Source organism: Pseudaquabacterium terrae (genome assembly GCF_013266755.1).
Taxonomy (GTDB): domain Bacteria; phylum Pseudomonadota; class Gammaproteobacteria; order Burkholderiales; family Burkholderiaceae_C; genus Pseudaquabacterium; species Pseudaquabacterium terrae.
Window position 1 is genome coordinate 828,662 of record NZ_JABRWJ010000002.1, and the last position, 13,972, is coordinate 842,633.

General features: G+C 66.2%; 8 protein-coding genes. 3 read left to right on the plus strand and 5 right to left on the minus strand.

Going from position 1 to position 13,972, the window contains the following annotated elements:
* Positions 1 to 37: 37 nt before the first annotated feature.
* The 5 genes from HLB44_RS37760 to HLB44_RS37765 all read right to left on the minus strand — a co-directional run bounded on the left by HLB44_RS37760 (position 38) and on the right by HLB44_RS37765 (position 7,539).
* Complete coding sequence (locus tag HLB44_RS37760; protein WP_173122181.1) at positions 38 to 2,089, minus strand: RecQ family ATP-dependent DNA helicase; 2,052 nt, start codon at positions 2,087 to 2,089, stop codon at positions 38 to 40.
* A 108-nt stretch (positions 2,090 to 2,197) separates the two neighbouring features.
* Positions 2,198 to 3,880, minus strand: coding sequence for a hypothetical protein (locus HLB44_RS08905; RefSeq protein WP_173122182.1), 1,683 nt, complete (start codon positions 3,878 to 3,880; stop codon positions 2,198 to 2,200).
* Positions 3,881 to 3,926: 46 nt separating this feature from the next.
* Positions 3,927 to 5,600, minus strand: coding sequence for a hypothetical protein (locus HLB44_RS08910; protein WP_173122183.1), 1,674 nt, complete (start codon positions 5,598 to 5,600; stop codon positions 3,927 to 3,929).
* A gap of 113 nt (positions 5,601 to 5,713) precedes the next feature.
* The gene (locus tag HLB44_RS38325; RefSeq protein ID WP_173122271.1) at positions 5,714 to 6,571 is read right to left on the minus strand and encodes a D-alanyl-D-alanine carboxypeptidase family protein; all 858 of its coding nucleotides are present in this window, start codon (positions 6,569 to 6,571) and stop codon (positions 5,714 to 5,716) included.
* An 836-nt stretch (positions 6,572 to 7,407) separates the two neighbouring features.
* Complete coding sequence (locus tag HLB44_RS37765; RefSeq protein WP_281375123.1) at positions 7,408 to 7,539, minus strand: hypothetical protein; 132 nt, start codon at positions 7,537 to 7,539, stop codon at positions 7,408 to 7,410.
* 358 nt (positions 7,540 to 7,897) lie between these two features.
* Here HLB44_RS37765 and HLB44_RS08920 point away from each other — a divergent pair, with 358 nt between their 5' ends.
* The 3 genes from HLB44_RS08920 (at position 7,898) to HLB44_RS08930 (ending at position 13,839) form a co-directional block, all read left to right on the plus strand.
* Positions 7,898 to 9,259, plus strand: coding sequence for a glycoside hydrolase family 113 (locus tag HLB44_RS08920; protein ID WP_173122184.1), 1,362 nt, complete (start codon positions 7,898 to 7,900; stop codon positions 9,257 to 9,259).
* A gap of 297 nt (positions 9,260 to 9,556) precedes the next feature.
* Positions 9,557 to 10,321, plus strand: coding sequence for a Hachiman antiphage defense system protein HamA (locus HLB44_RS08925; protein ID WP_173122185.1), 765 nt, complete (start codon positions 9,557 to 9,559; stop codon positions 10,319 to 10,321).
* A complete protein-coding gene (locus HLB44_RS08930) occupies positions 10,321 to 13,839 on the plus strand; it encodes a DEAD/DEAH box helicase (protein WP_173122186.1) in 3,519 nt (1,172 codons plus the stop codon). The genes HLB44_RS08925 and HLB44_RS08930 overlap by 1 nt, the downstream gene beginning before the upstream one ends.
* Positions 13,840 to 13,972: the final 133 nt, after the last annotated feature.

The window sequence follows — 13,972 nt, forward strand, 5'->3', positions numbered from 1 at the left end:
TACGCTCCGACGTCGGAGGCTCGAAGGCCCCGCACAGTCACGGCAGCTGGTGCAAGACCAGCGGCAGCACCGCGGTGGCACCGGCCTCGCGCAGCAATGCGGCCGCCACGGTCGCGGACCAGCCGCTGCGGTAGCGGGCGTCGATCAGCAGCAGCGGCCCGGCCGGTACCTCCACCTCGGGCCGCAGCGTGAGGGCCTCGAGCAGCGCCGCCACCTTCGCGCCGGACGCGGCGTCGACACCCGGCGTGGGGCCCACCAGGCGCAGCGGATCGACCAGCGGCAGCTTGCCCACCGATGCCACGTGCAAGGCCACCGAGCGGATCAACTGCGGGTGCAGCGCCGAGGGCATCGGCACCACGGCCACCGGCCGCGGACCCCAGCTGCGCCGCCATCGGCCGAGCACCTCGACCACCCCCTCCAGCACCTGCGGCGGCGCGGGCCCATCGGCTTTGGTGAATAGCGGCAGCAGCACCTCGGCCCAGCCGGGATCGTCGGCAAAGGCCAGCGCGCGGCCCTCATTGCAGCCGGCGATGCGGCCCTTGCGACCCACGCCGGACGGCCACAGCTTGCGCGGCTCGATGACCACGTCCTGGCCGCGTGCGAACACGCGCGCCGCCTCGATGCGCTCGGCGCTGGGCCGTGCCCCCGGACCGGGCAGCCGGCCCGTGCACACGCTGCAGCGCCCGCAGTTGCTGGGGTCGGGATCGTCCAGCGCTTCCTGCAGGAAGCGCATCAGGCAGCCCGCGCCGCCGGCGAACGAACGCATCAGGCCGGCCTCGCGCTCGCGCACCTGCGCCAGCGCCTGCCAACGCTGCGCGTCATACGTCCACGGCCGGCCGGTGAGTGCCCAGGCCGAACCGTCGCGCTGCACCACCTCGTCCACGGCCAGGATCTTCAGCAGGCCCTCGAGCCGCCCGCGCCGGATCGTGGTGGCGTTCTCCAGCTCCACCAGGGTCTGCGGCCGCTGCTCGAGCGCGCCGATGATCTTGCCCACGCGCTGTTCGTCCGGCACACCCGCCGTCGCGAAATAAGCCCAGATCTGCTCGTCCGTCTCGGCGGGCAGCAGCACGGCCACCGCGTCGTCCAGCGCCCGGCCCGCACGGCCCACCTGCTGGTAGTAGGCCACCGGCGAGGCGGGCGAGCCGACGTGAATGCAGAACGCGAGATCGGGCTTGTCGTAGCCCATGCCCAGCGCCGAGGTCGCCACCACGGCCTTCAGCGCGTTGCGGCGCAACGCATCCTCGATGCCCTGACGCACGGCAGTGTCCAGTCCCCCGTGGTAGGCCGCGACCTCGAAGCCGCAGGCGCTTAGGAAGCCGGCCAGCCGCTCGGTCTCGGCCACCGTGAGGGCATAGACGATGCCGGAGCCCGCAAACTGATCCAGCGCATCGGCGACCCAGGCATAACGTTCCAACGCACCGAGCCCGGGCACCACGGCCAATCGCAACGACGAACGCGCGAGCGAACCGCGGAAGGTCAAGGTCTGCGGGCCGAGCTGGCGGGCGATGTCCAGCGTCACGCGGCTGTTGGCCGTCGCGGTCGTGGCGAGCACCGGCGTGTCGGCGCCGATGCCCACCAGCGTCTTCGCCAGGCGCTGGTAGTCGGGGCGGAAGTCGAAGCCCCAGTCGGAGATGCAGTGGGCCTCGTCGATCACCACCAGCCCGGTCGCGGCGATCAGGCCGGGCAGGCGCCGCGCGAAACCCGCGTTGCCCAGCCGCTCGGGCGAGACCAGCAGCACGTCCAGGCGGTCGCTGGCGATATCGTCGAAGACCGCGTCCCAATCGTCGAGGTTGGTGGAGTTGACGGTGGCCGCGCGCAGGCCGGCCTGAGCGGCGGCGCTGACCTGGTCACGCATCAGCGCCAGCAGCGGCGAGACGATCAGCGTGGGGCCTTTGCCGGCGGCGCGCAACGCCGAAGTGGCGGCCCAGTAGACGGCGGACTTGCCCCAGCCGGTGGCTTGCACGACGAGGACGCGGGCGCGCTGGTCGACCAGCGCGGCGACTGCGGCGGTCTGGTCTTCGCGCGGTCGCGCCGCGGGGCCGGCCATCGCGGCGAGGACCTGGCGCAGGTGGAGGTCGGCACGGGTCATGCGGGGATTGTGGGCCGCCTTCTCCCCGGTGCCGGCGGCCCAATCGAGCGCTGACGAGGCCCCAGTGGGCACGCCTGCCGCTGTGCCCTTGGCCCTCGAGCCTTCCGGCTAGCTCGACTGAAGCAGGCGAATCAGCACATCGATCACATCGTTGCCGTCGGGTGACTTCAGCCGGTGCTGGCGCAGCGAGCGGGCCAGGTCGGCCGGCGCCAGCAGCTTGTAGTCGGCGCGGATCAGGATGCCGGCGATGGCGCGCTGCACTTCGAGCGAGCGGGCCAGCGGGAACAGGCGGGCGATCTCCTGCAGGCTTTGCGCATCGGCCAGGCGCTGCCGTGCCAGCGTCTCGAGCGCGCGCACCTGGGCGCTGGCGGCGGTCATGCGCCCGATGCCCGACGCGACAGCACGCAGTTCACTCACGTCGGCCAGCGCTCGGTGACGCAAGTAGGTCTGCGCGACCGCGACCTCCTCGTCCTGCGAACTCGTCAGTGCACGAACGGTGCGTTCGTGCGCTTCCACGCTTCCCAGGCACGCCAGCACCGCCGCATGCATCACATTGCCGGGTCGCACCGTACCGGTGGCCAGCACCTGCCGCGCAAGGGCCGGTTCGCGCTCGCGCTGGGTCGCGCAGACGAGATCGACCTCGTTCCTGCCCAGGCCGCCACGGGCCATGCGGTCGGCGATCATGCGCAGGAACTCCGCCTGCTCCTGCGCCGGCGACAGCCACCCGAGGCTGCGCGCCAGCGCCATCATGCGGGTCTGCACCGCCGCTTCGTCGGCGTCGCGCGCAAACGCAAGGTAGCGCTCGCGCGTACGGCGGTCGCCTTCGATCGCCGCCAGCGCTGCTGCCACCTCGGGCACCAGCCGCTGTGCCGGGCCGACCGAGGCGGCGTAACGCTCGAGATGATCGAGGAACATGCGCACTTCGGTCACGTCGCGCTGCAGCACCTCGTGCATGAAGGCAAGCTTCTGCGCATCCGAGTGCCGCTCGTCCGCGAAGCCGCACATGTCGCGGCGGAAGCTCGCGTGCGGATCGGCATCGGTCAGTCCGGCGACGGCGATCATCGAACTCGGCCCGAACAGGTTCAGCAGCGCCGGGCTGGCGCGGCCGCTGGTGATTTCGCCCGCGGGCGCCGATTGGAAATAGCGTTCGAGCAGCGGCCCGGCGCTGCGCCCGAGCGGTGCCTTCGACGAAAAACCGTAGAGCACCGGCACGTCCTTGAAGACGTGGCGCAGCCGGTCGCGATTGCTCTGGCCGTAGCGCTCGCTCAACAGCTCGGAGAGGCGGTCGGCGTCGGCCTGCGAATGGCCCGAATGCACGAGGCTGCGCGCGACCTCGGCCGAGGCAACATGCCGCGGCGCCGACTTCAGGGTGTTGCAGCCGAACAGATACACCGCCTTGAGCTGCGAGAACAGCCCGTTGCACGACGCGCTGCAAGAAGCGCGCTGCATCTCGTGCACCGTCAGGAATTCGCGGTCGTCGAAGCGGTCGGTGTAGAACTCGGTGCCGTCGTCGAAATGGCCGGAGATGATCAGCGCGTCGCAGCTCACGCCGCTCCGGCAGGCCGAGGCCAGCCAGTCCGGCTGCCCGCGCTGCACCAGTTCGACGAAGCGGTAGTCGCCGCGCGGCAGATGGCGCTGGAACGCGTCTTTCTCGTCGGAGGAGTTGATGGTGACGGTGCACACCGTCTTCGGCGCGGCGCTGGCGCCGAACGACCCTGTCGCGGCCAGGCAGGCCAGCAGCGCGGCTGACGCGGCGAAGAGCGATCGGGTCAGGGCAGCTCGACGCGGCATCCGGGCAGTGTTTCACAAGCGGCGCCGGCGAGGTGGGGGCATACCCTCAGGGCGATCGCAGCCTGCGCACCAGCGCGTCGATCATGTTGTCGCCGGCGGGGGACGGCCGGCGGTCCGTGATCAAGGTGCGCACGAGTTGCGGGCTGGCGATCGAGCGCGCGTCGGCGCGTATCAGGATGCCCGCGATGGCGGCCTGCACGGTCCATGACGACGTCTGCGAGTACAGGCGTATCAGCAGGTCCAGAATGTCGCGATCGGACACGTAGTGCCGGCCCAGGGCCTCCAGCGCGCGCACCTGTGCATCGGAGGCACGCATGCGGGCGATGCCGGCGGCGACCCGGCGCAACTCGGTGGCGTCGGTGATGGGCCGGTGCCGCAGATAGGCCCGCGCGATCTGGACCTCCGCCTCGTTCGGGCTGACCAGTCCCTCCAGCGTGCGTGCACGGCCCTCGGCACTGCCCAGGCAGGCGCGAACGGCGGCGTGCGGCACGTCGTCGGCCGGCCCCCCCGGCGTCGCGCTCGGTTGGAACGTGCCGTCGAGCTCGTGCTCCTGGTTCAAGGTGCAGGCCAGATCGACCTCCGTCACGCCGACCGCGCTGCGGGCCTGCAGATCGACCAGCATCAGCGCGAGTTCACCCCAGCGCTGCTCGGCCGACAGCCATCCGAAGTCGCGTGCGACCTTGAGCATGCGCGCCCGCACCGCCGGCTGGTCGGCGTCGCGCGCGAAGTCGAGAAAGCGCGCGCGCAGGGCGGCGTCGCCGGCGATGTCCGCCAGCGCCTGGGCCACCTCCGGCGTCCGCCGCGCCGGGTTGTCGAGCGCCTTCGCATAGCGCTGGATGCGGTCGAGATGCATCCTGGCTTCGGCCATCTGCCGCTGCAGCAGCTGGCGAACGAAGCCGAGCTTCTTGGCGTCCGACAGGCGGTCGTCGGCGAACTGGCAGACGTCGCGTCGCGTGGCGGCGTGCGGATCCTTGTCGGTCATGCCCTGGGTCACGGTCATCGCGTACGGCGCGAAGTGCCCGAGCAGGCGGCCGCTCGGGCGGCCCTGTCCGATCTCGCTCGCGCCGCTGGTCCGGAAGTAGCCGCTCAGCGTGGAGGCGGCGATCGGGCCCAAGGGTGCCACCGACGAGAAGCCGTAGATCACCGGCACGTCCTTGAAGACCTGGCGCATGCGGTCACGGCTGCTCTCGCCGTGCCCGGCGTTCAACCAGCGCAAGTGGCGCTCGGCCTCCTTCAGCGAGTGGCCTTCGCGCACCAGGCTGCGAACGATCTCTGCCGATGCGCTGCTCTGCGCCTCGGTGTTCAGCGTGTTGCAGCCGAACAGATGCACCTCCTTCAGCCGGGCGAAGAGCCCCGGGCAGGAATCGCTGCAGGAGACGCGCTCCAGTTCGTCGACCGGCAGAAATTCGCGCGTCTCCAGGCGGTCCGAAAAGAACTCGTTGCTGCCGTCGTAGTGGCCGGAGATGATCAGCACGTCGCAGGCGATGGCGGCGCGGCAAGCCGAGGCCAGCCAATCGGGCCGGTCGCGCTCGACGAGTTCGACGAACTGGTATTTCGCTGCCGGCAGGTAGCGCCGAAAGGCTTCCTTCTCGTCGGCGGAATTGACGGTGACGGTGCAAACCGTCTGCTTCACGGCCGCGGCCGGGGCCGCGGCGAACGGCGCCGACAAGGGCAGGGCCACCGCGAACGCGACGAGCCAGAGCTTCGGTGGCCAGCGCATGCGGGCCATCGTAGATGCAGACGGCGATGAAGTCACTGCACCTCGACATGCACGGGCGAACCGCAGCGCTCAGGCCCTGGCGGGAAGAGGGGCCGAGGGCCCCAGGGGCGAACTTACTGACGGGCCGGCGCGGTCGCGCCAAGGGCCAGCTTCGACGCCGCGCGCGGGCCCAGCAGTTCCCGCCCCGACAGCCAGCGCTTGATGGCGATCACGTCCGACGCCCGGTCGGCCCGGTCGCCCGCCCCCATCACCACCACCAGCACCTTGCGGCCGGCCTCCTCGAGCAGCATCGACAGGCACAGCCCGGCTTCGCGCGTGTAGCCGGTCTTGGACAGCAGGATCTTCCAGCCCGGACTGCCCACCATGCGGTTGGTGTTGTGGAACTGCGTGCTGACGCCGTTGACGTCGAACTGCGCCATGCGCTGGCTGGTGATGTCGGTGATCTCCGGGTAGTGCGCCGCGGCAGCGAGCATGCGCGCCACGTCCGCGGCGCTGGACTGGTTCTTGGGCGACAGGCCGGTGGGCTCGCGCATCGAGGTTTCCTGCAGACCCAGTGCCTGGGCCTTGGCAGCCACTGCCCGCACGAAGGCCGGCATGCCGCCGGGGTAGGTGCGCGCCAGCGCGGCGGCGGCGCGGTTGTCCGAGGCCAGCAGTGCCAGGCGCAGCAGCGTCCGGCGTGTGAAGCGCGCCCCGACCGGCACGCCCGACTTCGTGCCCTTGATGGCGTCCTGGTCGGCCGGCTCGATGTCCAGCACCTCGTAGGGGTTCAGCCCGGCGTCCAGCACCACCATCGCGGTCATCAGCTTGGTCAGCGATGCGATGGAGGCCACGTCGTGCTCGCCCTTGGCCAGCAGCACCTCGCCGGTCGAGGCATCCAGCACCAAAGCGCGCGGCGACTCCAGGGACGGCACGGCAGCGGCCCAGGTGGAACAACAGACGAAGGCCGCGGACAGGACAAGACGCTTGAACATCGGGATCCGGCTGAAGAAGTTGAAGGAGGTTGCGCCCGGCAGACCCGGCGGGCAAGGCACTGTTCCGCGTCCACCGGCCAAGGAGCGCACTTTGACGACATAGTTCACGCCCTGACCAGAACACCGCGGCCACGGCCGGTGGTGCCGGGCGCATCGCAAGGACGAGATGGCCAAGCAGCTGCCGCCGAAGTCGCTGATCGTGCGCACGGTCGACCTGCAAGGCGGGCAGCGCGACCTGTACGAGATCGTGCGTACCGCGATGCAGGAAAAGGTGCGTGCGAGACGCTCGACGGCTCCTTCGCGGCGCTGATCTGCGGCCCCGGACATGGTGATGCCCAGCGAGTGACTGCAGCAGGTCTGGGGCGAGGACTTTTGCCCTGCCGCACGCCCGTCTCCAGGCCGCCGTGGTAAGCCGCCACCTCGAAGCCGCAGGAAGCCCGCCAGCCGCTCGGTCTCGGCCACCGTGAGGGCATAGACGATGCCGGAGCCCGCAAACTCAGCCAGCGCATCGCCGACCCAGGCATAACGCTCCAATGCACTGAGTCCGGGGATCACGGCCAATCGCAACGACGAACGCGCGAGCGAACCGCGGAAGGTCAAGGTCTGCGGGCCGAGCTGGCGGGCGATGTCCAGGGTCACGCGGCTGTTGGCCGTCGCGGGCGTGGCGAGCACCGGCGTGTCGGCGCCGATGCCCACCAGCGTCTTCGCCAGGCGGCGCTGACCTGGTCACGCATCAGCGCCAGCAGCGGGGAGACGATCAGGGTGGGGCCTTTGCCGGCGGCGCGCAGGGCCGAAGTGGCGGCCCAATAGACGGCGGACTTCCCCCAGCCGGTGGCTTAGACGACGAGGACGCGGGCGTGCTGGTCGACGAGCGCTGCGACCGCTGCGGTCTGGTCCTCGCGGGGTTGCGCCGCGGGGCCGGCCATGGCGGCGAGGACTTGGCGCAGGTGGAGGTCGGCGGGGGGCATGCGGGATTGTGGGCCGCGTTCGCGTCCCCTCGACGCATGATGTCGCCTGCGGAGCGCTGCGATAGAAGTGGCCACACTGCAGGATGGATGCCATGACCTTTCGAGCAACCGGAACGGGCCAGATTGAAATCGCCCCCCGTTGTTCGGGCGCCGGCATGTTGAAGGCGCTCTTGCTCAACCTCGACTTCGACGACGCACACGTCACGGCCCTTGAAGCGCGAACACATCGACTTCATGCGTACACGAGACATGCCGCTGCTCGCGAGCGTTCGGAGCAACGTCACGCTCTGCCGACCAGGACACGGCAGCTCATCGCTACCTAGAATCGCCAGGTCGCAGCACTGTTCAAGGGGCCAGCGTGAACGTTCTGAGCAATGTCGTTGCGCGCGTGATGTTTGTCCTTTTGATCACGTTTTCTGTGCCGGTGCCTGCCCAGGTCGTTGGTTGGACCTTCAAGGGAGCCAGCTCCGGCGTGCCAAGCTGGGACTTGACTGAGACGACGCCACGCGACGAGGACCTCAAAGAGGCAATTGAGAGAATGAAGCGGAATGGCGTCAACTGGTATGAAATTGGTGTTGCATGGTTCATGCCTTCGCTGACGTCGATCGTCGTGGAGCCGATCTACGATCGCGAGAGGATCCATCCTGCCGCCAGCGGTTCGCTACTACCCACTGTCTCTGACCAGCGGCTCGAGCAGGTGATTGCCAAGTTCCGCACCAACGGCATCAAGGTCTATCTGCGGCCGAGTGTCGAGCCGAACATGGCAGCGTGGCGCGGCGACATTGCCCCGACGGACTGGAACCAATGGTTCAATAGCTACACTGGTTTCATCACCCACTACGCCCGACTCGCGCAGCGTAGCGGCGCAGAAATGCTCTCTGTCGGCCTTGAACTCAACTCGTCCGTCGGTCGCACCGAGAACTGGCGCGCACTGATCGCTGCCGTGCGCAGCGTCTATTCAGGAGCGATCTCGTATGACTGCGGCGGAGTTCTGTACCATGGTCGCGATGAGGACTACACCACAATGGACCTCGTTCGCAATTGGCAGGCTGCATCGGTGGGTGATTTCCTTTCTGCGGTCGACTACATCGGCATCGACTGGTATCCGCCCATCGCCAGCCGATCGGACAGCAGCGTCGCCGAGATGACCGAGAATGCGCGCGCGATCGCCGACCAATTCCTCCGGCCGCTGGTGCAGCGCTTTGGCAAGCCGATCTACTTCGGCGAGATTGACTACGCGAGCGTTGACCGATCCGCAATGAATCCATTGCTGTACCGGTCTGGCAACATCGACGAAGGCGAGCAGGCAAGCGCATTCGAGGCGATCTTCCGGGTCTTCTCCAACCAGCCGTGGTTTGCCGGCATGTTTCCGGCAAGCCACTTTTTGACCGTCTTCAAGGACCAGGCCGGGACGACAAACTCAATCTGGTTTAAGCCAGCGGAGGGAGTCTTCCAACGATGGTATGGAGGGGCCTTGGCAAAAGCTGGCTGCCTCTTCGACTGGGCAGAGCGCACATATCCGACGCTGTTTCCAAATAGTCATATCGGAAATGGGCTGGACTACTATGCGCCGTACTACTACCGGTACTATCCTGGAAGCGCAAACTATGTCGGCGTGTCTAGCGACAACCAGCGGGTTTGGTTGCTTGGTTCCATCACGGGCGGGCAGCTAACCGAGGTCGGCACCTTCGAGGCGTTCGCAGCCACGGCAGGTTGTTAGATGGAAGGTACCTGCCTTTGCCTACGATTGATGCTGCCAAGTTGCCTGCCAACGACCGCAGGCGGCCAGGAGCTGATGTTCGCAACGGGCGGCTTTCGAGCTGCCTACATGTTGATAGGGATTGCATCCAAACTGCGAAGCTGAAACCGGAGACCCGGACATCTGACAAGTTACATTATTTCCCTAAGCACCCCGTGCGCGGCGGCATGAGCCCAGCCGTCATAGGCCATCCGCGCTGAGATCGGGATTGCTAGCAGCGCGGGTGCGAGGGTATCCCATATTTGAAAGCTCTATCGCATGACGCGCTTCGCCGAATGGTGCACGGAGGTCGTCGTTGGGTGCAGTGCGCCCCATAGCCACACGATGCTGCACGCAGATGCATCGAAGTTTGATGCGTCGGTTGCCATCGTGGCAGATGTGGTGCCCGAACACTTCTTGCCGCCGAGCCGGCTGGCGGAGATGTTCGCTCGCCTGCAGCGGCACGAAGTTGCTGAGTTGATTCAGAACAGGCTGCCGGAAAGCGCGCAGCTCAAGTCTGGCGATCTCGGCGAGGTGTTGTGCACCACTTTCATCGGTGAAAAGACGCCGTTCACGCTGGGCATCAAACGTCTTCAATTCAAGGACCACCGAAACATGTCGATGCGAGGCGACGACATGTTGGGCTTTAACTTGAACCCCGTGACCGGCAAGCTCACTGTGCTCAAGGCGGAGTCCAAGAGCAATGCAACCATGCCTGCTTCCACCGTCGCTAAGGCTCGAGAGGCGCTGTCCGGCTATGGCGAGCTGCCGTCGCCCCATTCAATGGGATTCGTTGCTGATCGGCTGACGAATCCTGCTGACAAGCCCTTGCGGGACGCAATCGACGACGCTCAGTTGAAGAAGTCACTGAAGCCCGGCGATGTCACGCACATGCTTTTCGCCTTCACGGGCAACGACACGACCACGCTGTTGCAATCCAACTTGAGCGGCTACCCGGGGGGCGCGGCCCAGCACTATGTCGGACTGCGGGTCGCTGAACATCAGAAGTTCATCAAAGCCGTCTTCGCGGCCGTGGGGGCCTGATGGCATCCACATCCGAGGAACTGCGCTCCAACATCCGTGAAGCGGTTGAGGCGGGTTACCGTCAACAGTTGCTCGCGAGGGGACAAGCGCGCGGCATGATTTGGCGCGCGGGCGAACTGCCTATAGATGCGCCGAATTTCAGTCCGCTCCTTTCGGAGGACCTACTCTCGTTCGGCTACTCGCTGCTGCTCCATGGTCTGCGGTATCTGGATTTGGGCGGCGACTTCGAGACTGCGCGACAAGCCTTCGAGGTTGCGGCGGAGTCCATCGAGGCCGTCGTCGCGCGAGGGCAACTGGACGAGACGCGAGATTTTCACCGTCTAGTCGCAGCAAGCGCGTACCACTTAGGGCGGTTCTCGGCGCGCGCGTACTCACTCCTGAGGGCTGACTTCGAGCAGGCCAACCTGTCTGTTGTTGAGCGATGCCTCGCACAACTGGTGCTGAGGGACCTTGCTGGGGTGAACCGTGCGGTTGCTAGCTGGTTCGAGTCGGGCGCCGGTTCCGACGACAACCTGATGGCTGCGCTGGATCCCCTTTTCGAAGTAGGCGGTCAGGGGGCGGCCCTGGAAGACGGCGAAGGTGTGGCTGAGGCCCTGTTGCTTGGCTTAGAGGGCAACTTCATGTCGGCGATGTCTCAGACGCTGCTCGCTCTGGAGCGGGGCGAACAGCATCTCATCGGCGAAGCACAGGCGCGTCTCAGGCAGGGCCTGTCCGTGGCGGGGGACATGAACTTCGTCGGCCAGTGGTGGGTGCATCGCTTGGCGCTGTACATCGTCGACAGCCTGTGGTCCAGCAGCTTTCACGCGATCCTGCCCATGTCCGGCCCCGATGGTGCAGCAATCGGCGATTGGGAATCGTTGCGCAAACTGTTCATCACCTCGCTGTTGTGCCGCGGTCGGTCGGAGATTGAGCTCTGGCCGTCTCAGATTGAAGCAGCGAAGCGTGTGCTGGAGTACGACGCCAATCTTGTGCTGTCACTGCCCACAAGCGCGGGAAAGACGCGCATCGCAGAGCTGTGCATCCTCGCGTGCCTGGCGCTAGGCACGCGAGTCGTTTTCGTAACGCCCTTGCGTGCGCTGTCTGCGCAAACAGAGGTCTCGCTGCGCCGCACGTTTAGCGCGCTCGGCAAAAGCGTCTCAAGCCTTTATGGCAGCATCGGGGCCAGCAGTAGCGATGTCGACACCCTCAAGTCACGCGACATCGTGGTGTCGACGCCCGAGAAGCTCGATTTCGCCCTTCGGAGCGACCCGACGCTCTTGGACGACGTGGGGTTGGTGGTCCTCGACGAAGGCCACATGATAGGGCTCGGCGAGCGGGAGGTGCGCTACGAAGCACAAGTCCAGCGGCTGCTTCGGAGGCCTGACGCAGCTTCCCGGCGCATCGTCTGCCTTTCCGCCATCCTGCCTGATGGTGACCAACTCGCTGACTTCACCGCTTGGCTCACCGCCGACCGGCCCGACGGACTCATCAAGAACGGTTGGCGCCCGACCCGGCTTCGATTCGGTGAGGTTGACTGGAACCCAGAGACCAAGGTCGCGCAGCTGAACGTGGTGGTGGGGGACGAGCATCCGTTCATTCCCAAGTTTGTCGTCGGGAAGAGGACGTCCAATCGTGCAAACGCGGCGATCGTCCCCGGATCGCAGACCGACCTGTGCATCTTCACGGCGTGGCGTCTGATTGAAGATGGTCAGTCGGTGCTGGTGTTCTGTCCGATTCGAGTGTCGGTCATGCCGTTCGCCAAACGCATCATCAAGCTAAGCCAAGGGGGCTTGCTCCCGCCGATCATGACGCCTCCGGTCGACGCTATCGCGTCCGCATTGGCCGTCGGTGCTGAGTGGTTCGGCCCGGATCACGATATCTTGAAATGCCTCCGCATGGGCGTGGCGGTCCACCATGGCGAGTTACCCACCCAGTTCCGCAAGGAAGTGGAGCACTTGCTTAGGGACGGCATTTTGAAACTCACGGTGTCGTCACCGACCCTCGCCCAGGGGCTGAACTTGGCGGCAACCAGCCTCATCCTTCACGGGCATTCCAGGCATGGTGAGGCGATCGATGAGTCCGAGTTCCGAAATGTCGTCGGTCGGGCTGGCCGCGCGTATGTCGACATCGAAGGGTTGGTGCTCTACCCGATGTTCGACGAGCACGAGAAGCGGCGAGATGCCTGGAAGGGTCTGATCCGCGGCGACAAACAACGTGAGATGGAGAGCGGCATCTTCCGATTGCTTTACTGGCTACTGGATCGCATGGCCAGGAAGATCGGGACGAGGGACGTCGATGCCTTGCTGGCGTATGTGGCAGGTCAGGGCGCTTGGAGCTTTGCGGCGGTGCCTGGGGAGCGAAAAAGGTTGGCAGAGGCCGCGGTTGAAGACTGGCCGCGACATCTAACCAGCCTGGACACAGCCATCTTCAGCTTGCTTGGGGACGCGCAGGTTGCTGATGAAGAGCTCGAGTCAAAGATTGATGAGGTGCTGACGTCATCGCTGCTCACGCGCCGGCTCGCGCGGCGGAGTGAAGGTGTTCAAAGGGCGCTGCTTTCTGGCTTGAAGGCCAGAGCGAAGCTGATCTGGACCGGTTCCACAGCGGTGCAACGGCGCGGCTATTTCCTCGCCGGCGTCGGGCTTGAGACGGGCAGAATGCTGGATGAGAAGGCCGATGAGCTTGAGTTCTTGTTGCTCAGGGCGGATACGGCTGTAGACGGCGGTGAAGTCGATGAAGCTGTCAAGGCGATCGTCGCTTTCGCCGAGATTGCCTTCGAAATCTCCCCGTTCACGCCGAAGTCGTTGCCGCCAGATTGGCGAAAGTTTCTGGACCAGTGGCTGAGAGGAGCTCCAGTTCACGAGTTGGGGGACGACGACGCAGACGATGCGATATCCCTCATCGAGCATGCGTTCGTCTACAACTTGCCGTGGGCGATGGAAGCCGTGAGGGTTCGTGCGCAGGCTCACGCTCCCGTTGGGGATCCATTCGACCTAGACATCGACCTTCTGCCGAATCTGGGGAGCGGCAGCGCTGTTGCTGCAGTCGAGACGGGAACGTTGTCCATCCCGGCTGCGGTGTTGATCAAGGCCGGCTTCGCGTCGAGGCTCGGCGCCATCAGCGCGGTGCTCTCGACAGGCGCAGATTTCGACGACGCCAAGGGCCTGCGTGCTTGGCTTGCCTCAGATACCGTACTGGCTTGGAGCGTCATTCCCACATGGCCGACAGAAAACTCGCACGAACTTTGGAGGGAGTTCACTGCGCCTCATGGAGCAGGCAACGTACAACCGTGGACGACGACGGAGTACACCGGACCGGTTCAATGGAAGGGTGGCGTACCGATGCCGCCCGGGATGCCCCTGCGCATTGCCGGCTCCGGACCGAAGGTCGGCGTGATCTACAGCAGCGACTACCGAGAGTTGGGGAGAGTTCGTTATCCCTTCAGTCAGAAGGCCGTCGGCCTCACAGTGGCAACGTCAAACGGTGGGGCAGACCAGATCTCGTTCGAGTACACCGGACCGAATGACCTGATTCAGTCCTGATGCACCCGCGCCGGATCTAGGCGCTGGCGCTCGCAGCCAACACCTCCGGTAGGAGCGCAACCGACCGCTTCCGGGTGGCGAACTCGTGAACCTCGCCGGCCGCAGTGGGTCGATCTCAGTCGTCACGACTGGG

Coding starts and splice junctions, on each gene's coding strand:
- HLB44_RS37760 (WP_173122181.1), bottom strand. CDS start 2,089: ATGACCCGTGCCGACCTCCACCTGCGCCAGGTCCTCGCCGCGATGGCC.
- HLB44_RS08905 (WP_173122182.1), bottom strand. CDS start 3,880: ATGCCGCGTCGAGCTGCCCTGACCCGATCGCTCTTCGCCGCGTCAGCC.
- HLB44_RS08910 (WP_173122183.1), bottom strand. CDS start 5,600: ATGCGCTGGCCACCGAAGCTCTGGCTCGTCGCGTTCGCGGTGGCCCTG.
- HLB44_RS38325 (WP_173122271.1), bottom strand. CDS start 6,571: ATGTTCAAGCGTCTTGTCCTGTCCGCGGCCTTCGTCTGTTGTTCCACC.
- HLB44_RS37765 (WP_281375123.1), bottom strand. CDS start 7,539: ATGCCCCCCGCCGACCTCCACCTGCGCCAAGTCCTCGCCGCCATGGCC.
- HLB44_RS08925 (WP_173122185.1), top strand. CDS start 9,557: ATGACGCGCTTCGCCGAATGGTGCACGGAGGTCGTCGTTGGGTGCAGT.
- HLB44_RS08930 (WP_173122186.1), top strand. CDS start 10,321: ATGGCATCCACATCCGAGGAACTGCGCTCCAACATCCGTGAAGCGGTT.